Origin of the sequence: Pseudomonas asuensis, assembly GCF_014646755.1 — a bacterium.
Lineage (GTDB): Bacteria > Pseudomonadota > Gammaproteobacteria > Pseudomonadales > Pseudomonadaceae > Chryseomonas > Chryseomonas asuensis.
The window spans coordinates 733,543-753,657 of record NZ_BMNW01000001.1; the positions used below are offsets into that span (position 1 = coordinate 733,543).

19 protein-coding genes are annotated in these 20,115 nt (G+C 57.2%); 11 read left to right on the forward strand and 8 right to left on the reverse strand.

The window, feature by feature from the left end; translation table 11 throughout:
* Nucleotides 1-6 precede the first annotated feature (6 nt).
* Complete coding sequence (gene bipL / locus IEX86_RS03350) at nt 7-948, reverse strand: phospholipase BipL (RefSeq protein WP_188864628.1); 942 nt, start codon at nt 946-948, stop codon at nt 7-9.
* A gap of 114 nt (nt 949-1,062) precedes the next feature.
* Here bipL and IEX86_RS03355 point away from each other — a divergent pair, with 114 nt between their 5' ends.
* From IEX86_RS03355 to IEX86_RS03375, 5 genes are all read left to right on the forward strand, one after another.
* Nucleotides 1,063-1,632: a DUF6436 domain-containing protein gene (locus IEX86_RS03355; protein ID WP_188864629.1), complete on the forward strand. Its 570-nt coding sequence runs from the start codon at nt 1,063-1,065 to the stop codon at nt 1,630-1,632.
* Between the two features lie 187 nt (nt 1,633-1,819).
* Nucleotides 1,820-2,290, forward strand: coding sequence for a MarR family transcriptional regulator (locus IEX86_RS03360; RefSeq protein ID WP_188864630.1), 471 nt, complete (start codon nt 1,820-1,822; stop codon nt 2,288-2,290).
* 4 nt (nt 2,291-2,294) lie between these two features.
* Nucleotides 2,295-3,761 carry an efflux transporter outer membrane subunit gene (locus IEX86_RS03365; RefSeq protein WP_188864631.1) on the forward strand — a complete coding sequence of 489 codons (1,467 nt, stop codon included), beginning with the start codon at nt 2,295-2,297 and terminating at the stop codon, nt 3,759-3,761.
* A 10-nt stretch (nt 3,762-3,771) separates the two neighbouring features.
* Nucleotides 3,772-4,971 (forward strand): HlyD family secretion protein, encoded by a 1,200-nt coding sequence (locus IEX86_RS03370; RefSeq protein WP_188864632.1) that lies wholly within the window; start codon nt 3,772-3,774, stop codon nt 4,969-4,971.
* Nucleotides 4,972-4,982: 11 nt separating this feature from the next.
* Nucleotides 4,983-6,512, forward strand: coding sequence for a DHA2 family efflux MFS transporter permease subunit (locus tag IEX86_RS03375; protein ID WP_188864633.1), 1,530 nt, complete (start codon nt 4,983-4,985; stop codon nt 6,510-6,512).
* Nucleotides 6,513-6,574: 62 nt separating this feature from the next.
* Here IEX86_RS03375 and IEX86_RS03380 read toward each other — a convergent pair whose 3' ends face one another.
* A complete protein-coding gene (locus tag IEX86_RS03380) occupies nt 6,575-6,961 on the reverse strand; it encodes an MAPEG family protein (protein ID WP_188864634.1) in 387 nt (128 codons plus the stop codon).
* A gap of 271 nt (nt 6,962-7,232) precedes the next feature.
* On the opposite strand from IEX86_RS03380, the gene IEX86_RS03385 reads away from it, so the two are divergent.
* From IEX86_RS03385 to scpC, 5 genes are all read left to right on the forward strand, one after another.
* Nucleotides 7,233-8,495, forward strand: coding sequence for a cation:proton antiporter (locus IEX86_RS03385; RefSeq protein ID WP_188864635.1), 1,263 nt, complete (start codon nt 7,233-7,235; stop codon nt 8,493-8,495).
* Nucleotides 8,496-8,671: 176 nt separating this feature from the next.
* Nucleotides 8,672-9,307: a 4Fe-4S dicluster domain-containing protein gene (locus tag IEX86_RS03390; RefSeq protein ID WP_188864636.1), complete on the forward strand. Its 636-nt coding sequence runs from the start codon at nt 8,672-8,674 to the stop codon at nt 9,305-9,307.
* Between the two features lie 10 nt (nt 9,308-9,317).
* Nucleotides 9,318-10,973, forward strand: a complete 1,656-nt coding sequence (locus tag IEX86_RS03395; RefSeq protein ID WP_188864637.1) for an FAD-binding protein — start codon at nt 9,318-9,320, stop codon at nt 10,971-10,973.
* A gap of 11 nt (nt 10,974-10,984) precedes the next feature.
* Entirely contained in the window at nt 10,985-12,229 is a 1,245-nt protein-coding gene (locus IEX86_RS03400) for a complex I 51 kDa subunit family protein (RefSeq protein ID WP_188864638.1), read from the forward strand.
* Nucleotides 12,230-12,397: 168 nt separating this feature from the next.
* Nucleotides 12,398-13,933 carry a succinyl-CoA:acetate CoA-transferase ScpC gene (gene scpC, locus IEX86_RS03405; RefSeq protein ID WP_188864639.1) on the forward strand — a complete coding sequence of 512 codons (1,536 nt, stop codon included), beginning with the start codon at nt 12,398-12,400 and terminating at the stop codon, nt 13,931-13,933.
* Nucleotides 13,934-14,089: 156 nt separating this feature from the next.
* On the opposite strand, the gene IEX86_RS03410 is transcribed toward scpC, so the two are convergent.
* From IEX86_RS03410 to IEX86_RS03435, 6 genes are all read right to left on the reverse strand, one after another.
* A complete protein-coding gene (locus tag IEX86_RS03410) occupies nt 14,090-14,503 on the reverse strand; it encodes a Rho termination factor N-terminal domain-containing protein (RefSeq protein WP_188864640.1) in 414 nt (137 codons plus the stop codon).
* Between the two features lie 22 nt (nt 14,504-14,525).
* Complete coding sequence (locus IEX86_RS03415) at nt 14,526-14,771, reverse strand: YgdI/YgdR family lipoprotein (RefSeq protein ID WP_188864641.1); 246 nt, start codon at nt 14,769-14,771, stop codon at nt 14,526-14,528.
* The gene (locus tag IEX86_RS03420) at nt 14,768-15,004 is read right to left on the reverse strand and encodes a hypothetical protein (protein ID WP_010796957.1); all 237 of its coding nucleotides are present in this window, start codon (nt 15,002-15,004) and stop codon (nt 14,768-14,770) included. Before IEX86_RS03420 ends, IEX86_RS03415 begins: the two co-directional genes overlap by 4 nt.
* A 119-nt stretch (nt 15,005-15,123) precedes the next feature.
* Nucleotides 15,124-17,181 carry an AsmA family protein gene (locus tag IEX86_RS03425; protein ID WP_188864642.1) on the reverse strand — a complete coding sequence of 686 codons (2,058 nt, stop codon included), beginning with the start codon at nt 17,179-17,181 and terminating at the stop codon, nt 15,124-15,126.
* Between the two features lie 97 nt (nt 17,182-17,278).
* Nucleotides 17,279-18,025 carry an SDR family oxidoreductase gene (locus tag IEX86_RS03430; RefSeq protein ID WP_188864643.1) on the reverse strand — a complete coding sequence of 249 codons (747 nt, stop codon included), beginning with the start codon at nt 18,023-18,025 and terminating at the stop codon, nt 17,279-17,281.
* Between the two features lie 86 nt (nt 18,026-18,111).
* Nucleotides 18,112-18,825, reverse strand: coding sequence for a GntR family transcriptional regulator (locus IEX86_RS03435; RefSeq protein ID WP_188864644.1), 714 nt, complete (start codon nt 18,823-18,825; stop codon nt 18,112-18,114).
* 227 nt (nt 18,826-19,052) lie between these two features.
* Here IEX86_RS03435 and IEX86_RS03440 point away from each other — a divergent pair, with 227 nt between their 5' ends.
* Nucleotides 19,053-20,114, forward strand: a complete 1,062-nt coding sequence (locus IEX86_RS03440) for an aromatic ring-hydroxylating dioxygenase subunit alpha (RefSeq protein WP_188864645.1) — start codon at nt 19,053-19,055, stop codon at nt 20,112-20,114.
* Nucleotide 20,115: the final 1 nt, after the last annotated feature.

The following is a 20,115-nucleotide window of genomic DNA, read 5'->3' on the forward strand; positions in this document are numbered from 1 at the left end:
TTCTGTTTACGTCAGCCGCTCTCGCAAAAAATCGAAGTAGCGCTGGCGTAACGCCTCTGTCTCGTTAACCAGATGGTGCCGCGCCTCCGGCAGGCGCAGCACTTCTGGTTTATCAAACTTCTTCTCCAGGACTTGCAGGTTGTGACGCCAGTCCACGGTGTTATCCTGCTCACCCTGAACAATGATGGGCCGATATCGACTCGGAGAGGCCTTCTCGATTCGCGGAATCCAACGGGCCAGCGCCCCAACCCAGCGGCTAGGCAATTCACGTGGCTGGAGTAGATCGTGGTGCTGCAAAAAAGTCAGAAACGCCTCATCACCTGAGTTGGCTGAGAACCGCCTGGGCAGCGCTCGAACAAAAGGGCCAACCAGACGGTAGGTCAGATGAGACATCTTCCAACTGCAGGGGCGGACCAACGGCGCCAGCAGGATCGCTTCGCCTATCTCTGTGTCAGGCGGCCCGTTTAGCAGATGATCCAGTACGATCGCCCCCCCGGTGCTCTGCCCAAGTAGATGCCATGGCTGTGGCAGGTCAAGGCGCCGGGCCTGATCGAGCAAAGCCTTTAAGACTGTCTGATACTCTGCGAAATCATCGATGCTGGCACGGGGGCCGCTGGATAATCCGTGTCCAGGCAGGTCGCAGGAAAGCACCGCAAAATTCATCGACAGCGCCCAATCGATGACATGACGGTACAACCCCATGTGATCGTAATAGCCATGTAACACCAGCAGCGTGGCCCGCGGTTGGTCAGGCCACCACCCTTGCACGGCAATCTCGTAATCAGCTACATGCATCCGCCCTAGCCGGGCCTGTACGCCTGCATGCTGGCTCATATCGAGCCCATAGAAAGACTGATAAGCCAGGACGGCCGGACCTGACTCGCCAGGGCTACGAGACAGTTCCGCCAGGAGCGGTCGTAGTTGTTCGGGGTGAAACGGCGTGGTCATAGTTATCACACTAAAAAGAGAGGTCTGCTCGTGTAAAGCTTGGACACTTAATCATGTTCTGCTTCGCGCCCCGGCATGGCAAGCTATGCATTCTTTTGCATTAATGGCCATGCCATGCCTTCTCGTCGATTCACTATTCTGCTCTGTCTGTTCACCGTACTTGTCATCGCTGGCTCGGGTGCTGCCTATTGGTGGTTCGAGCTGCGCTATTTGCGCTCGTTCGCCGAGCAAACCGCCTTTTTTGATGGTAGCCGCTTGCAGCTTCCGCCAGAGATCGCAGGCCCGGGTCCAATCCGGCTGGTGCACTTCTGGGACCCGGACTGCCCGTGCAACGAAGGCAACCAGGCTCATTTGCGCAACCTAACGGCGCGCTTTGGCGACCGGGGTGTCGAGTTTTATAGCGTGCAGAAACCCGGTAGTGAAGGAAAACTGCCGTCCATGCTGGACGGGCGGCTCAAGGCACTGCCAACGATCCCGGGAGCGGACACCCTACCCGCCAGCCCGGCAGTCGCGATCTGGGATAAAACAGGCAAACTGGCTTATGTCGGACCGTATAGCGAAGGCATGATCTGCACCGCCGGCAACAGCTTTATCGAGCCTATTCTCGAAGCGCTTGCGTCAGGGCGCAGCGTGCAGTCGACCAATACGCTGTCGGTAGGATGCTATTGCGGCTGGCAGAACTAGCCTGCTTCTTCCAGAGGCCAGGCGCTCCCTTGATTGCCTGGCCTTTTCTTTTTGGCATCGCTCTCCCCTGTGGCACTTCTGTTCACTGTTACGCTCTTAGCAACAGAGACTTTTACAAGATGTTACTAAACAGATAGCTGCCTAGGCAGTATTCTACTCAGACTTAGCTGCCTGGGCAGAAACTGCCATGACACATTTCAAGCCAGACCATTTTTCGCTGCGCTACTCGCTCGGCCATCTGATCCATTTGGTCAATTCGCTCAAGGATCGCCTGCTCGATAAGCACCTTGTGGCCTATGACATCACGTCGGCGCAATTCAAGGTCTTGCTTATTCTGGCTCGCCAAACGGCGGATACACCGGCAGAGCTGTGCCGCTGCCTATCACTGGACAGCGGTGCCATGACTCGCATGGTCGACCGCCTGGAAAGTAAGGGTCTGATCGCTCGTGTTCGCAGCACAACCGATCGGCGGCAGGTTCGCCTTGAGCTCACCGCACAGGGCCATAGCCTGAGTGAGCAGATTCCTCAGATTGCAGCCGATGCCATGAACGAGCTGACCGGTGAGCTGACCCGTTCTGAGGTTGATGAGCTCGAGCGTCTGCTCAAAAAAATGTTGGTTCCGGCCGGCCTGTTACCGGCCACCGAAGGAGAACAATAACCCTATGTGCCTTAAATACCCTCTATCAGCCCTGGCCATGGCTCTGGTGCTGTCGGGTTGCGTGTCGTCCAAAGGCCTGCATACAGAAGGCCAGGCACTTGATGCGGCCAACCTGCACAGCGAGCAGACTGTCGCAGGCACTGCCCTCTCGCCAGCGGCCTGGCCTAAGAGTGATTGGTGGAATGCGCTGGGTGATCGGCAGCTTGATAGTCTGATTCGTGAAGCCCTACAGTCCAGTCCAGACCTTCAGGTAGCCGATGCCCGTGCACGGCAGGCCAGCGCTGCGGTCGTCGCGGCAAATGCCAATCGCCAGCCCACTATTGACGGCAATGCATCAGTTACCCGCTCCCGGCTTTCCCGCCGCGATGATCCGGCAGGCCAGGGTGAGCGCTACAGCACATTGCGTGAGCTGTCGGTCAACGGCAGCTATACCTTCGATCTTTGGGGTGGCGAGCGCGCTGCCTGGGAAGCCGCTTTAGGTCGCGCACGCGCCAGCGAAGTAGATCGCAAGGCGGCCGAGCTGACCATAGCTGCCAACGTAACACGTGCTTATAACCAGCTAGGTCAGGCCTATGTCATGCTGGATCTGGCCGAGCAAGATCTGAAGCGCACCCGTGGCATGCTTGACCTTGCCCAACGCCGCGTCTCGGCCGGTCTGGACAGTGAATTCCAATTGCAACAGACCCAAAGTCTCGAGGCTGCTTCGGAAGCGCAACTCACTGCTGCCAAACAGTCTGTGGAAAGCGCCCAGATCCGTCTTGCTGTGTTACTGGGTAAAGGCCCCGACCGGGGCGCCAGCATTACTCGCCCACAATTGATTGCGCCTCAAGCAATGGCCCTGCCCAGCCAGCTCCCTGCCGAGTTGATCGGCCGCCGACCGGACCTGGTGGCTGCACGTTGGCGCGTTGAGGCTGCTTCGAAGGATATCGAATCGAGCCGGACAAATTTCTATCCGAACCTCAATCTGGTCGTTGCTGCCGGTACGGATGCGCTCTTGGGTGACGCCCTGTTTGGAGCGCCAAGCCGCTTCTTCAATATCGGTCCGGCCCTGTCGCTGCCCATTTTCGATGGCGGTCGTCGCCGTGCTGATCTGGCAAGCCGCAATGCCGACTACGACCTGGCCATCGCCCAGTACAACCAGACACTGGTCAACGCGCTAGGCGATATTGGTGACAGCATTTCCCGTTTGCGCTCGCTGAAGCAGCAGATCCAAGAGCAACAGCGCGCACGGGATATTGCCCAGGCATCTTTTGATATCGCCATGCAGCGCTACGGCGCCGGTATTGGCAGTTACCTCGATGCCCTTAGCGTCGAGCAGCAGTTGCTTCAGGCGGACCGACAGTTGGCCAGCCTTGCAACAGAACGTATCGACACCGCCGTCTTGCTGATGCAGGCGCTGGGCGGTGGTTTTGAACCCTCTCCTGACACGCCGACCCTGCAACCGGGCCCGCGTGCAACCTCAGATCGTTGAGACGTAAGACATGGCTGAATCAAACGCACAAAATGCCACTCACGAGAACGGCAAGCCAAAATCCGGCAAGCGCAAGTTCTTTCTTTTGCTCCTTCTCGTGCTCGTTATCCTGGGCGCAGTAGGCGTCTATTTCTATCACACCCTGTATGGCCGCTTTCATGAAGGTACCGACGATGCCTATGTGAGCGGCAACGTCGTTCAAATCATGCCGCAGGTGACCGGTACGGTCGTCAGCATTACTGCTGACGATGGTGACTTGGTGCATGAAGGTCAGGTCTTGGTAAAATTTGACCCAAGCGACACTGAAGTAGCGCTGCAGAGCGCTGAGGCCAATCTGGCCAAGACGGTTCGCCAGGTTCGTGGCCTGTACAGCAACGTCGACAGCTATAAGGCGCAGGTAGCCTCACGCAAGGTTGAACTGGAGCGTGCGCGGTCTGACTACAAGCGCCGCCAGGATTTGGCTCGGGGCGGTGCGATCTCGCAAGAGGAACTGTCTCATGCCCGCGATACGCTCAATGCCGCCCAAAGCGCATTGACCAGCGCTGAACAGCAACTCAGTACCAGCCGCGCGCTGGTAGACGACACCGTTATTGCATCGCATCCGGATGTAAAGGCGGCAGCAGCTCAACTGCGCCAGGCTTATCTAAATAACGCTCGCAGCACCATCATCGCGCCGGTAACCGGTTATGTAGCCCAACGCTCGGTGCAGGTTGGCAGCCGCGTACAACCGGGTACAGCCCTGATGGCTGTAGTGCCAATGGATCAGATCTGGATCGATGCCAACTTCAAGGAAACGCAGCTCAGTAATATGCGTATCGGCCAGCCGGTAGAAATCCATTCCGACCTGTACGGTGAAGACGTGAAATATCACGGCACCGTAGAGAGCCTGGGTGTGGGCACCGGCAGCGCGTTTTCTCTGCTTCCGGCCCAGAATGCCAGTGGTAACTGGATCAAGATCGTGCAACGCCTGCCCGTGCGCATTCGCCTGGATCAGGACTCGTTAGCGGATCATCCGCTGCGCATTGGTCTATCGATGAATGTGGACGTCGACCTGCATGACCTGAATGGCCCGGTCCTGGCACGAAAGCCACTGGCCCAGCCCCGTTATACGACCGACGTCTATACCCGCCAGCTGGAAGAGGCCGATCACCTGATCGAGCGTCTGATCCACGAGAACGGCCCGGCCTCCCGTGATGTAGCCAAGCGCTAATCGGAGATCTCATGAGCGATACTGCATTCCGCCCGGCGAGCCTCGTGCTCGCTACGGTCGGCCTGTCGCTGGCCACCTTCATGCAGGTGCTGGACACAACCATCGCCAACGTGGCCCTGACGACCATTTCAGGCAACCTGGGCGTAAGCTCCGAACAGGGTACGTGGGTAATCACCTCATTTGCTGTCAGCAACGCGATTGCACTGCCCCTGACAGGCTGGATGGCGCGCCGCTTTGGCGAGGTAAAACTGTTCCTGGCTGCGGTGGTGCTGTTCGTCATCACCTCATTCCTGTGTGGCATCGCACAGTCAATGCCACAACTGGTGTTTTTCCGCGCCTTGCAAGGCTTTGTAGCCGGGCCGCTCTACCCCATGGCACAAACGCTGTTGCTGTCGATCTTTCCGGCAGCCAAGCGCGGCATGGCCTTGGCGCTTTTAGCAATGGTCACGGTTGTGGCGCCGATCATCGGTCCTATTGCAGGCGGGTGGATCACGGACAACTACACGTGGCCGTGGATTTTCTTCATCAATGTCCCTATCGGCATCTTTGCCACAATGGTGGTCTGGGCTCAGTTAGGCAAGAAGCCGGAACAGATTGTCCGTCAGCCGATCGATTATGTAGGTCTGACGCTGCTGGTCATTGGCGTCGGCGCGCTGCAGGTTGTGCTGGATAAGGGCAATGACCTGGACTGGTTCGAGTCAAACTTCATCATCATCGGTAGTTTGATTGCCGTCATCGCGCTAATCGCCTGTGTGATCTGGGAGCTGACCGATAAGCATCCCATTGTGAATCTGCGACTGTTCAAATACCGTAACTTCACATTTGGTACGTTGGCCTTGGTACTGGGCTATTCGGGTTTCTTCGGAATCAACCTGCTCCTGCCCCAATGGTTGCAGACTCAGCTGGGTTATACCCCTGTCTGGGCCGGTCTTGCCGCTGCGCCGATGGGATTCTTGCCAGTATTCCTGTCGCCGCTGGTTGGCCGGTTCGCCCATAAGATGGACCTGCGCTTGCTTGCCGGCGGCTCCTTCCTGGTCATTGGTGCCTCGTGCTTTATGCGCGCCACGTTCAATACTGAAGTGGATTATCGTCATATCGCTGAAGTGCAGATGTTCATGGGCCTGGGGATCGCACTGTTCTTCATGCCTACCACCAGCATTCTGCTCTCCAGCCTCCCGCCAAAAGACATTGCAGACGGCTCTGGCCTTGCGACATTTCTACGGGTACTCGGCGGTAGTTTCGCCTCGTCACTGACAACCTGGATCTGGGCGCGTCGGGCTACGTTTCATCATGCGCAACTGACCGAGCACGTGACGGCATATGATCCGGCAACACAGGACTACATCTCGAAGCTGGGCGGCCCCTCTCAGTCAACCTATGCCCAGATTAATCAGGTTGTAGAAAGCCAGGCGTACATGCTTTCTACTATTGATTATTTCACCTTGCTCGGCTGGATGTTCATGGGCCTGTTCCTGATTATCTGGCTGGCCAAACCACCCTTTGCCGCCAAGGGCGGCGCCCCGGCAGGCGGCGATCACTGACAAGAAGGCCGGCATGTTTCCATGCCGGCCTTCTTGTTTGGTGATTCATCAGTCGGCGCGAATCAGACCGCAGCAAAGAAAAGAAACACGATACACAGCATGCCAAAGGCCCATACCTTGGAACGCTGAGCAGCACGATCCTTGATATATAGCCAGGTATAGACAATACGGCTGACCACAAACAGGAGCGCCAAAAAGTTGATCGTCCCTTGCGCAGCGCCTCCGGTGATATGCGCCACGATCACGGCTGCGGCAAACAGTGGTGTAATCTCGAAGGCGTTCTGCTGCGCTGCATTAGCACGTGCCTGAGCCCCTTCCAGCTTGGCCAGGAACTCACGTGGGTGCCGGTTATTTTCGGGCGTGAAGCCGCTACCGGTAAATTTGGCGTAGGCCGCTGCGCCATAAGGAATGAGATAGGCAAAAAGGATGCACCAGTAGCCGAATGTCATAAGAAATCCTTGGTATTGGCAGACCTGATAATGACCTGTTTATAAGGCAAAGGTTAGGGGCTTTCCAGGCCAATCACATCAAATACCCTCTCTCTAGTGATATGAGCGTGGACCTGACAGACAACTTGCCGGTCGCCATCATTGTGACTCTCTACCTGCAGCGGTTAGCCAAAAGGCTGTAACTTTCCGCGCGTATAGGTGCTCTTACTAAGAATTACCTAGTGGCCATCATGGCCACAACTTTCTATCCGCTGTACTGAAAGGATGTTCAATGCTTGAACTCGCCGCTGCCTTTATTTGTTTTACTGCGCTGCTGACCTACGTGAATTATCGGTTCGTCGGCCTGCCCCCTACGATCGGCGTTATGGTGATCGCCCTGGTTTTTAGCGTGCTGCTGCAAATTGCTTCAGCAATGGGGTTTCCCCTGCTGGAGGAAACGATCGAGCGGCTCATCCAACGAATCGACTTCAATGAGCTGTTGATGAACTGGATGCTATCGTTCCTGCTGTTCGCCGGTGCGTTGCACGTCAATGTCCAGGATCTCCGCAGCTATCGCTGGCCCATTGGCCTTTTGGCTACATTAGGTGTCCTGGTCTCCACAGCCTTGATCGGTGGAACCGCCTACTACCTTTTCCCACTGCTGGGCTGGCACGTAGATCTGGTGTATTGCCTGCTCTTCGGGGCCTTGATTTCGCCAACCGACCCGATTGCCGTTCTGGGAATCCTGCGCTCAGCCAAAGCCCCAAAGTCGCTGGAAATCACCATTGTGGGCGAATCGCTGTTCAATGACGGCGTCGCCGTTGTGGTGTTTACCGTGTTGCTTGGCATTCTTGCTTCCGGCGAGACGCCTTCCGCCGGGCATGCCGCCATGCTGTTTGTCGAGGAGGCCCTGGGCGGCATCCTGTTTGGTTCGGTGATCGGCTATGTAACCTACCGGATGCTTAAAAGCATCGACCAGTACCAGATCGAGGTGCTACTGACACTTGCGCTGGTTATTGGCGGCGCTGCCGTGGCTCCCCACCTGCACGTATCCGGCCCGATCGCGATGGTGGTAGCAGGTCTGTTCATCGGCAACCGTGGCCGTGAAAAAGCCATGTCCGATACCACACGCCGCTACGTGGACGGCTTCTGGGAGCTGATCGACGAGATCCTCAACGCCATGCTGTTCGTGCTCATCGGCATGGAGCTTCTGCTGCTCCCTGTGACCGGCATGCACCTCGCTGCAGGCATAGCGTTTATGCTGGCTATCCTGCTGATCCGCCTGATCAGCGTAACACCGGTTGTGATGCTGACCTCTCACTGGCGGCATATGGCTAAAGGGACCATGGGGATCTTGACCTGGGGTGCACTGCGCGGCGGCATTTCGGTTGCTTTAGCCTTATCCCTACCGGTAGGCCCGGAGCGGGACCTGATTCTGACCATTACCTACATACTTGTCCTGTTCTCTATCCTCATGCAGGGCCTGACCATTGGGCGAGTTGTGCGCCGTGTTACCGGTAATGCAGCACCGGAACCTGACCATCACGGTCACTAAGCCTTTACCGGCGCTACGGCAGCTCTGAACGTAGCGCCGGCCGGGCGGCCTTTCGTCAGCCGCCCGATCATTCCTCCTTCCTATTGAGCCAGATCAGTATGCGCTGACGGCCATCTCTCTATGCTTGCCCTGATCAAGGCGTACTCCGCGCCCGCACTGACTGTCAGGGAGGTGTTATGACAGACCTCAGCGCTCGCGTGACCATCAACGGCCACATCATCAAGACCTCGACCAGCCGCTCGCTTCTGGAAGCGGTAATCGACTCAGGGCAGCCGCTTACCGATGGTGTCGGCTGCATGGGGCAAGGCGTTTGCGGCTCCTGCCGTGTTCTGCTACGCCGCAAGGATTCACGTGAGGTCACGACGGCCCTGGCCTGTGAAACGGCCGTGGAGGACGGCATGCAGGTCAGCTTTCTGGATCACCTGCCGATGAACCGCCATCACACCTATACCACTAACGACTGGGACGACACCTGGAACCTGCTGAACCGTATTAACCAGACGTTTCCTGAAGCCAGCCGTTGCCGTCACTGTGGCGGATGTGACCGTTCCTGCCCCAAGCATCTGGATGTGCAGAAAGGTGTAAACCTGGCGGCCGCAGGCGATCTGAGCGCAGCCAAAGTGTTCGACGAATGCATCATGTGCAACCTCTGCACCATTGCCTGCCCGGAGCACATCTCGCCCAACCACCTGGGGCTGTACATTCGCCGGATGACGGCATCCGTGATGTTGCGCCCTTCTGACCTGTTGCTACGACTACGTCAGATCGACCTGGGCGTCATGCCGGTCGATCCGGATGTCGAGCTCACCTGAGGATCTGGCCATGAGCGGAATTGCCTATGAACTTGCCCTGGCAAACCTGAGCCGGTCTGACGGCATGGCGCCTCCAGCAGTGGACAAAACACCCTTGTTGCACCGCTATCATCCTGACTATCAGGAAGGCACCCGTACCCGTCTCACTATTGGTGCCAACCGTGGCGATGAATGCCCTACCCGGCTGGCGACCCTGTTACAAAGCAACGCACAGATCACCGACGCCGATCTGGCCGGCGCGCCCGTCATCAACACCGAGGTACTGGTGATTGGTGGTGGCGGTGCGGGCTCGGCGGCCGCGCTGACCGCGGCCGAGCAAGGGCGGCGCGTTATCCTGGCGACCAAGCTGCGCCTGGGTGACAGCAACACTGTGATGGCAGAAGGCGGTATCCAGGCAGCGGTAGGCGAAGACGACAGCCTGCAACGTCATTTTGAGGATACCTTGCGTGCAGGGCATCTCTGCGCAGACCGCACGCTGGTAGCGCGGCTGGCCGAGTCGGGGCCGGATTGCATACGCTGGCTGATCAACCGTGGCATGCTGTTCGATCTGGCTGAGGGTACCCCAGTCGGTGGCAAGCTCTTGCGCAAGAAACCCGGCGGCGCTACATGTGCTCGCATTCTTTCTTACCACGACTACACCGGCCTTGAACTGATGCGGGTATTGCGTGAAGCCGTGGAGCTGGATGATCGCATCGCCCTCTGGAACCGCTGCCCACTGGTAGAGCTACTTTCCGATGAGAGCGGCCAGTGCGTAGGAGCGGTGCTTTATAACCTCGACTGGCACGGGTTCATCCTGGTACGTGCAAGCCGGGTAATCCTGGCCACAGGGGGCGCAGGACGACTACACCTGAATGACTTCCCTACCTCCAATCACTATGGCGCAACCGCCGATGGACTGGTGCTGGCCTACCGGATGGGTGCACGGCTGCGAGAGCTGGACTCGTTCCAGTACCACCCAACGGGGCTGGCATGGCCGTCACATCTTGTTGGCGGTCTGATCTCCGAAGCCGCGCGCTCAGCAGGCGCCTGGCTGATCAATGGTGAGGGCAACCGCTTTGTCGATGAACTGCAACCTCGCGATGTGGTGGCCGCTGCGATTCTAAAAGAATGCGCCGAGGGCCGTGGTGTAGAGCGCGACGGCAACCTGGGCGTTTTTCTGGACACACCCGGCCTTGAACGCAGACACCCAGGAATACTAGGAGAGCGTCTGGTCAGCCTGGGGCACCTGGCCCATCGCTGCGGAATCGATCCAACGACCGAGCCTATGATGGTCCGGCCTACCCTGCACTATCAGAATGGCGGCGTTGAAATCGACGAGCACGGCGCAACAGCCATACCCGGCCTGTATTGCGCAGGTGAAATCACCGGCGGCATCCATGGGCGCAACCGCATGATGGGCAATGCGCTGCTGGAGATCATCGCGTTTGGCCGCCGCGCTGGCCAGCACGCAGGCGCGACGGCCAGCCCAAAACCTGCACCCAAAGTAGGCTTGTATCACCTGTATGACTGGCAGCGACAAATCATACTCTCAGGGCTGCCTGCCGAGGTCTGCGGCCCCTGCCTGTTCCCTGATTATGGCAACTTTGATTTGCGCCGTGATCTGGTCTTGCGTGCCAGCGCGCCCGGTGCAGTTCAGGCCATGGTGGCCGGCATGACGCCGTCCTGAGGAGTACCGTCATGAGTTTTAATCCTGTTTTACTCTCATCTGCTACGCAGGTCGGAGCCAACCTGGAGGCTTGGTTTGCCCAGGGTGGCGGCCAGGGACTGCGCCAGGCACTGGCCGCTCCACAGGCTATCATTCCGCTCCTGCAAGAAGCTGGCTTGCGCGGCATGGGCGGCGCAGGGTTTCCAACCCACCACAAGTGGGCCCGTACCGCGGCACAACCTGCGCACCTTGATAAATATGCCGTGTGCAACGGCAATGAAGACGAGCCCGGTACGTTCAAGGATCGTGTACTGCTGGAAAAATCACCACATCAGGTCATTGAGGGTGCGCTGATTGCCGCCACGGCTATTGGCGCTAACCATGTCTTGCTCTATGTAAACCCTCATCAGCCTGAATCTGTTGCGTCATTGCGCCAAGCCGTACAGCAATGGCAGACAGAGCCACTGTTGCAGGAGCTGGCTGCCTTGCAGGATCGGCCCATTGATCTGCGTGTTGTGACAAGCTCAGGGCTGTACATCGGTGGGGAGGAAACCGCTGTTATTGCCACGATTGACGGAGGCTTCCCCTTTCCCCATCGCAAGCCGCCCTATCCGGCCGAATGCGGAGTGGATAACAAGCCTACCCTGATCAACAATACCGAGACTCTGGCCCATGTGCCCCATATTCTGCGGCACGGGGCACGTTGGTATCAGGATTTGGGCATCGGCAGTGCAGTGGGGACCAAGCTCTACTCGCTTTCTGGCGACGTGCTCAGGCCAGGCCTATATGAACTGCCGATGGGTACTTCGCTGCGCAAACTCATCTTTGAGTACGGCGGCGGCATGTTACAGAACCGTCCGTTCAAAGCCGTTTTTACCGGCGGACCATCTAATACACTGTTAACCGAACAGCACCTTGATGTAGCGCTGGACTTTGATTCCGTGAGGGCCCTAGGCTCCAGCCTGGGGACAGGCGCAATGATCGTGATCTCGGAGGGCACTAGCATTGTACGCAAGGTCGCTGAATATGTAGATTTCTTCGCCGCCGGGTCCTGCGGGCAATGTCCACCTTGTAAAACAGGGACTTACCAGTTGGCCCGACTGCTGCGACGGATCGATACCGGCGGCGGTTTGCATAGTGATTTACGCGCCTTGGAGAGTTTGTGTGAGTTATTGCCTGGAAGTGGACGCTGTGGCTTGATCGATGGTGCGGTGACGGTCGTGCGCAGCTCGCTGATGCAGTTCAAGGAAGATTACCAGCAGCAACTGATCGACTAATCTGCGACAATCTGCCGCTCTAGCGCGCTTATCAATGGGCAGAATACGACCTATTGATTAGGGCGCTAACGTTACTTTTGGTCTACGGTGCCCGCAGCTCCGCCCCATCATGACAATGATAAGACTGGAAAGCGGGCATGCTTTTATCCTTGCTGTGAGGTCCCACTGATGAGTGATCGCATCCGTCACCCCGCGTTCGCTGCCCTACGCATGTCTGCCGAGCAGGCAGCTCGCTATATCCGCCATGACATGACTGTTGGTATGAGCGGTTTTACCGGCGCAGGTTATCCCAAGGCCGTTCCTGGTGCCCTGGCCCAGCACATCACCGAAGCTCACGGCCGAGGCGAGCCCTTTCGTATTCGCGTTCTGACGGGAGCATCGACTGCGCCTGAGCTGGACGGTGTGCTGGCACGCGTTGACGGTATCGAGCTGCGTGTACCGTTCCAGTCCGACCCTGAGCTGCGCAGCCGTATCAATGCAGGCCAGCTCGATTATATGGATATCCACCTGGGTCAGTTGGCCGAAAAGGTTCGTTATGGCTTTTTTGGCAAGGTCGATATTGCGGTAGTAGAAGTAAGCGCTATCCGTGAGGACGGTAGCCTTATTCCTTCGTCCTCGATCGGCAATAACAAGACCTGGCTGGACATGGCCGATGCGGTGATCCTGGAAGTAAACCGCTGGCAGCCCGATGCACTTGATGGCATGCATGACATTTTTTACGACACTGCCCTGCCCCCAAGCCGTACACCTATTCCGCTGACCTATCCAGGCGAGCGTGTGGGCGAGCCTTACCTGCAAGTGCCGCTGGAAAAAGTCGTGGCTGTGGTCGAGACCGATGCGCCGGACCGTAATAGTCCATTCAAGGCACCTGACGAGGCATCCAAGGCCATTGCCGAGCACATGATCGACTTTTTGCGCTTTGAAGTGCGCCAGGGTCGCATTCCAGCAAATCTGCTGCCGATTCAATCCGGGGTGGGCAACATTGCCAATGCCTTCATGCAGGGGCTGGGTGACAGCGAATTTTCCGGCCTGACGGCCTTCACGGAAGTGATTCAGGACGGCATGCTGGAACTTCTGATCAGTGGCAAGATGGATCTGGCGGCAGCCACATCATTTTCCCTGAGCCCGGCAGGCATTGAGCGCTTCCTTGAGCACGCCGACATGCTGCGCAAGAAGATCATCCTGCGCCAGCAAGGTGTAAGCAACCATCCTGAGCTGGTACGTCGCCTGGGTTGTATTGCTCTAAACGGCATGATCGAGGCAGACATTTACGGCAATGTGAACTCCACGCACCTGATGGGCACGCAGATGATGAATGGCATCGGCGGCTCAGGTGACTTTGCCCGTAATGCCTACCTTTCAGTCTTCATGGCGCCCAGTACAGCCAAGAATGGGCTGATCTCAACCATCGTGCCGATGGTGAGCCATGTCGATCATACCGAGCATGATGTCAGCGTCATCGTGACTGACCGAGGTCTGGCTGACCTACGAATGCTAAGCCCCAAACAGCGCGCCAAAGTCATTCTGGAGAAGTGTGTCCATCCCAGCTACCACGATATGCTGGAGGACTACATTGACCGAGCCAATGCAAACAGTTACGGCAAGCACACGCCCCATTTGTTGACAGAATCGCTGTCCTGGCATGAGCGCTACCTGGTCACCGGCAGCATGTTCCGCCCGGAAGCCAATCAGGCACAGGACTGATTGGACGCTGACAAAAAAGCCCCAACGCCTCGCCAGGCGTTGGGGCTTTTTTGTTACCAAGGTGGGGCAGGGTTGCCTAAGGCGCCAGCTGCTCCCGCACAGACCAACACACCCACGGCATGCAGAAAAGGCCTGTGTAACGTGAAATCTGCTTGATCAGCTGAGGGCCTTGATCAACTCGTCCTTCTTCATGCGCGAACGGCCAGTAACGCCTTGCTCTGCGGCTTTTTTCATCAAATCATCGCGTGTCATGTCAGTCAGCGAGGTGCTGCCCCGGCGTCCACGAGATGCAGTAGTACGTGTAGACGTACGCCCTGTATTCGGTGAGTGACCATGCTTGGTAGCTACGGCTCGACGAGCGGAATCCTTACGATCAGCACGCTTGGCTGTCTCACCCTTCTGAGTACCGGAACCACTTTTGTTGCCACCACCGGACTGCTTGTTGACGGTAGCCCAGGCACGCGCCTCCGCCTGATCCTCTGACATGCCCTTGGCTTCGTAGCTTTCCTCGATATGCTCGGCCTTGCGCTTTTGTTTATCGCTGTAGGTTGACTTGTCGCCGCGTGGCATAGGTACCTCCTGTTCAGACGGATCAGTCTTCGGCTTTGATCGTTGCTACGTCATCAGCCCGGACGCGAACCTGGCGACCGGAAACGTCTTTGAATTCATAGAAACCATCGGCAGTTTTAGTGTTGGGTTTGTCCTGGGTGATGTACTCGGTACCATCCTGCAGGGTCACAACCGTGGCGGTGGAACAACCGCCCAAAACAACAGCGCTCAGCAGCAGTAATACACCCGCAAAACTCTGTGTTAGGTTTTCCCTGAATGCGCGAATCATTGCGCCACTCCATCATCCAGTCGGTGGATCGAAACATCACTGATACCCACGATTGGCAATCCTGGCTCCAGATCGAACAACAGGTACTGTGCGTCATTTACGGCGATCAGGTGCTTGACGGCCAGCTCACGGACGACATCGGTGACCGGTACGTTCAAGTCAGCAATGCGATCGGTGTGGGGCTCGCCCAGTAACTTATAGTGGATTTCATATTCCTGGCCCATATCGCTCATGGCTTGGGTCTCCCTGAGTGAGATACACCTTTTTTGAGCGGCATAACTCCTCAGTTGTTCTGTCACGCCCGCTGAACGGTCGCCTCGTTAAGGCCTGACAGATAAACGGCAACGCTGATTTAGTTCCCTCTTTTCATCTGCTCAAGTAAGGGAGTGCACTGACTTTCCTGCCCACTGCTGGGTGCCACCAGAGCCAGGAGGCCTGCAGCTGGCGCAGCAAAGGTAGCAAGCAAAGCAGCCGCCGCACCACGCGCAGCCAGCGGCAATGCTTTAACCCCTGGTGAAGGGTCCTTAAGGGTGCCACGTACATACAGTGGCGAGCGGAGCGAGAAGATGCGGTAGCCCTTGCTGTGGGGCTCGATGGACAGGTCTATCTGTTCATTGGCGAGATTGACCGTACCGTCCACTTGAATGAGCGCATTATCGGTATCGAACACAAAGACGCGAGTCTTCATCAATCCGTTTTTAACCTGCAAATCAGAAGCGGCGCAGTTGATCGCTACTTCATCATCGCCAAAGAGGCGGCTGACAAGGTAGTTACCCACATTAAGGCCAGCGATTTCCATCAGGCTACGGCTGATGGAGCCATCGTTCATCAAGACCTTAAGCTCACCGTTACTGCTACCTAACAGCGCTGCAATAGAATTACCGGTTCCGGCCATAGTCGCGTCACCGTTAAGTTCGCCAAAGCTGTCGCGCATGGCTTCAACCGTAGGAAACAGTTGCTTGAGCTTTACACCTCGTATGTGCAGATCCAGCCGTGCAGGCATAGGACTCTTGTCACCCTCCAGGCGAACGGTGCTGTTTAGCGCACCGCCTGCCGCGCCAAAGCGCAATGGGTCGATAAGCAAGACACCATCGGTCAGCTTCAGGTGTAGATAAAGGTCGGACAAGGGCAAAGAAGCATTCTGTACGATGCGCTTGCCGGTGAATTTCACGTCGGCATCCATGGCACGCCAACGATCAGTACGAAACTCCGATACCGGAAGAGCCTTGTCTGCGGGCTGCTTGTTTTCCTCACCACGTGCCTGCTTTTGCTCGGCCGAATCAGCGCCAATAAGAGGGGCCAAGTCGGCAAAAAGCAGTTGATTGGAAGTCAGCTCACCGGTCAGCTTTGCCCGTGGCTTGCCACCCACGAATTGCAAGCTTCCGTACAGGTCGCTCTGCCCCACCTTCCCGGAAAAATCTTCGTATTGGAAACGCGACCCTGCTGGGTCGTTGAGCACAACGGTAAGGTGTCCGTCGGTTGAGTACGGCGCTGTTTCGGGCAGTGTTACGCCCGTCAGGCGATATAGCTGAGCCAGACTTTGCCCTGACAACTTGAGCCGTAAATCCAGCGCACCTAACTTCAGCGGCTCAGTCAACGTTCCAAAGACATTCAGGTGAGTAGCACCCGCGCGAACATCTGCCTGTATGGGAAACGGTGCGTCAGGGTCGTGCAGCGCCAGAAGGCCTCCGATCTTGCCATTGCCGTCCACCGGCTGCCCTTTATAGCGGCCAGTTACCGTCCAGCCAAATTGCAGCGCCTGGGTTTGCTTGATGTTGTACCGCTGCCGTTGATTACCAGCCTGCCCGACAAGATCAGCATAGGCAATGGGTGCGTCCAGGGAGGTAATGGTGGTTTTGACATCGGCCTGCACGATGTCATCGTCATAAGCGACACGCCCTGCATCAAAGCCGATAGTCCCAATGTCCACTGTCCAGGCGGAGGGTTGCTCATTGGGGTCTTTTTTGTCTTTGTCACCTTGGTCAAAGGTCCAGGTATTGCGGCCATCCGCCAGGCGCTGCAGGTTAGCCTCTGGTTTGGTCAGGTCAATACGTGGGATGTAAACCTGCCTGCCCAGTAACGCCAAGGGTGAAATCCGCAATTGAACTCGATCCAGATGCACAAAGCGTGGATTGCTCGCCCACTGAGGATTACCAATTTCTATATTCTCTGCAGAGATATGTGGCCAGGGTATCCAGGCGCGCCAGCCGCCCTGATCCGTTTCGCGGCGCCAGTCGACGCCCAGGTTACCGTTGATGGCAAACGGGCGATTGAGCGCAGACGATGCCCTGTCGTTGATAGTAGGCTTGAGCCGGTTCCAATCGAAGGTCGACACAAAGACGATCAGTACCACGCATAACGCTATGAGGATGCCCAGCGTCCAGACGATGATTTTCCGGGTCCGTGTCACGTCTTTTCTCCGCTTCGCCAGCCATCAGTAAAAGATCACGGCGTTATGCCATGTACCTACTACGTCAACGACGAACGGCAGTGGTTCAACCGCCTGCTCAACGGCCTCCCGAAATGTCGAGTATCGCACCGCTGGTATAGGAGGCCTCATCCGAGAGCAGCCAGATAATGCCTGCCGCAATCTCTTCAGGCTCGCCTGCCCGCCCCAAGGGCGTCGTGACGCCGAGCCGGAGTCCACGATCAGGATCGCCACCGCTGGCATGAATTTCAGTCAGGGTCAGGCCAGGACGTACCGCGTTGACACGCACGCCTTGAGGGCCCAACTCCTTGGAAAGGCCCAGTGTCATCGTATCGATTGCGCCTTTGGACGCTGCGTAATCAATGTATTCGCTAGGTGAGCCCAACCGTGACGCGACGGAAGATACATTCACAATGACACCACCGCGGCCGCCTCGCTCGGTCGACATCCGCCGTGCCGCCTCGCGGGCACACAAAAAGGCTCCCAGGATGTTGACCTCAAACATGCGCCGCATCCTTTCGACCGGCATGTCAGCCAGTTGCAGCGACTGGCCTGTAATACCGGCATTATTGACAAGCCCGTCAAGCCCGCCGAACCGATGCTGAATGGTATCGAACATCGCGAGGACGTCTTCCTCGATGGAAACATCACCACGAATGGCAATGGCTTCGCCACCGGCCTGCTCGACCAGCGCGACACACTCATTGGCAGCCGTTTCGTCTGCTGTGTAGTTCACGCCGACACGCCAACCGCGTGCACCAGCCAATCGTGCTGTTTCACGACCAATACCCCGGCTGGCGCCGGTAATGAGAATGATCTTGCTCATGGGGGCCCTCACTTATTGAAAGGTCCGCTCAGCTTAGGCAGGAATCGCGTGCGATGCGAATCCAAAAGCAGTTTGGAAAGCCATGGTTACATATCGCGGATAACCTTGAGACCTTCCTGCTGGGGGTGAGCCGCGCCGAACAGATCCGCATAGCGCATGGTTGCATTGGCATGCTCGCGCATGAGGGCCTCTGCCCGAGCGCCTTGCCGGTTGACCAGTGCATCGACAATTGCATGGTGTTGCATATGAGCAAAGTTGAAACGGCGATACTCACGAGCCATATCGTTGCGGTCGACCGCCAATGAACTTACCGAAGCAAACGGCAAATGATCATTACGCGCCAGAGCATGGCCAATGGCTGGATTGCCGCTGGCCTCAATGATGACCTGATGAAAGCGCCGATTGAAGTCATGGTAGATCTCCATGTCTTCTTCAGTGACGTATCCCTTCGCAAACAGGGCATCGCCTGTTTCGAGGCATTGCTGCAGCAGTGCCTGCGCGTTTGGATCCAAACCGCGCTCCGCTGCCTGCCGAGCCGCTAAGCCCTCTAGGACGCCCCGAACCTCCACTGCGCCAGCAATCTCCTCCCCCGTCACCGTACGAACGGTATACCCCCGACCTTCATTCTTGGACAGCAGCCCTTCCTGCTCCAGGGTTCGGAAGGCCATGCGCACCGGCATACGCGAAACACCGAGACGCTCGGCGGTCGGAATTTCCACCAGCCGCTCACCTGCCGCCAACTCGCCGGACACAATCATCTTTCGTAGGGTGACCAGCACCCGCTGCCCTGGCTTGCTCATGAGATCCTCTCGCCCCTGTAATCGCTGCATCTTAACGCAGGCCGCCATAGCCCGTGCGTAAGGTTTTGAACCCGCTATCGTCAGGTATCCGCTCGTCAGCCGTCGAACTGAGTGATCGTTAATCGCACTAAAAATGGATCCAGAAATCGCACAGCAGTTGACTCTCATACCAGAAAGGGCGAAGTATTGGATCCAATAAAAACAAAACAGCCCTGTGAGGAAAGACCATGTTTCCGAAAAATACGTGGTATGTAGCCTGTACGCCTGACGAAATCGCCGACAAGCCCCTCGGCCGTCAGATCTGTGGTGAGAAGATCGTTTTCTATCGTGGCCCGGAAGGCAAGGTCGCGGCGTTAGAAGATTTTTGTCCTCATCGTGGCGCTCCGCTCTCCCTGGGCTTTGTACGTGACGGCAACCTCGTCTGCGGTTACCACGGCCTGGAAATGGGCTGTGATGGCAAGACCGTTGCCATGCCAGGCCAGCGTGTCCGTGGTTTTCCCTGCATTCGTCAGTATCCGGTCGAGGAGCGCTACGGCTTTATCTGGGTCTGGACAGGCGATGCCGAAAAAGCCGATCCGGCACTGATTCACCACCTGGAGTGGGCCGACAATCCTGAATGGGCCTACGGTGGTGGCCTGTATCACATCAACTGCGACTATCGCCTGATGATCGATAACCTCATGGACTTGACCCATGAGACCTATGTGCACGCCAATAGCATCGGCCAGCCGGAAATTGACGAAGCCTCCCCGACCACCAAGGTCGAAGGCGATACCGTTGTCACCAGCCGCCACATGGAAAACATCATGGCCCCGCCCTTCTGGCGCATGGCGTTACGTGGCAATAACCTGGCTGATGATGTCCCAGTGGACCGCTGGCAGATCTGTCGCTTTACGCCGCCAAGCCATGTGTTGATCGAAGTAGGTGTAGCCCATGCCGGCAAAGGTGGCTATGAAGCCGATCCTAAATACAAGGCGTCCAGTATTGTAGTGGACTTCATCACGCCAGAGACCGAGACCTCTATCTGGTACTTCTGGGGCATGGCGCGCAACTTCAGGCCTGAAGATGAGGCGCTGACGGCGACCATTCGTGAAGGTCAAGGCAAGATCTTCTCCGAAGATCTGGAGATGCTGGAGCGTCAGCAGCAAAACCTGCTGGCTTACCCCGAGCGGCAGCTACTCAAGCTGAACATCGATGCCGGCGGTGTGCAGTCACGGCGAATTCTGGAGCGGCTGATCGAAAGCGAGCGCAGCGCGGCTGCTCCCTTAAACATGATCGCCACGGCGTGAC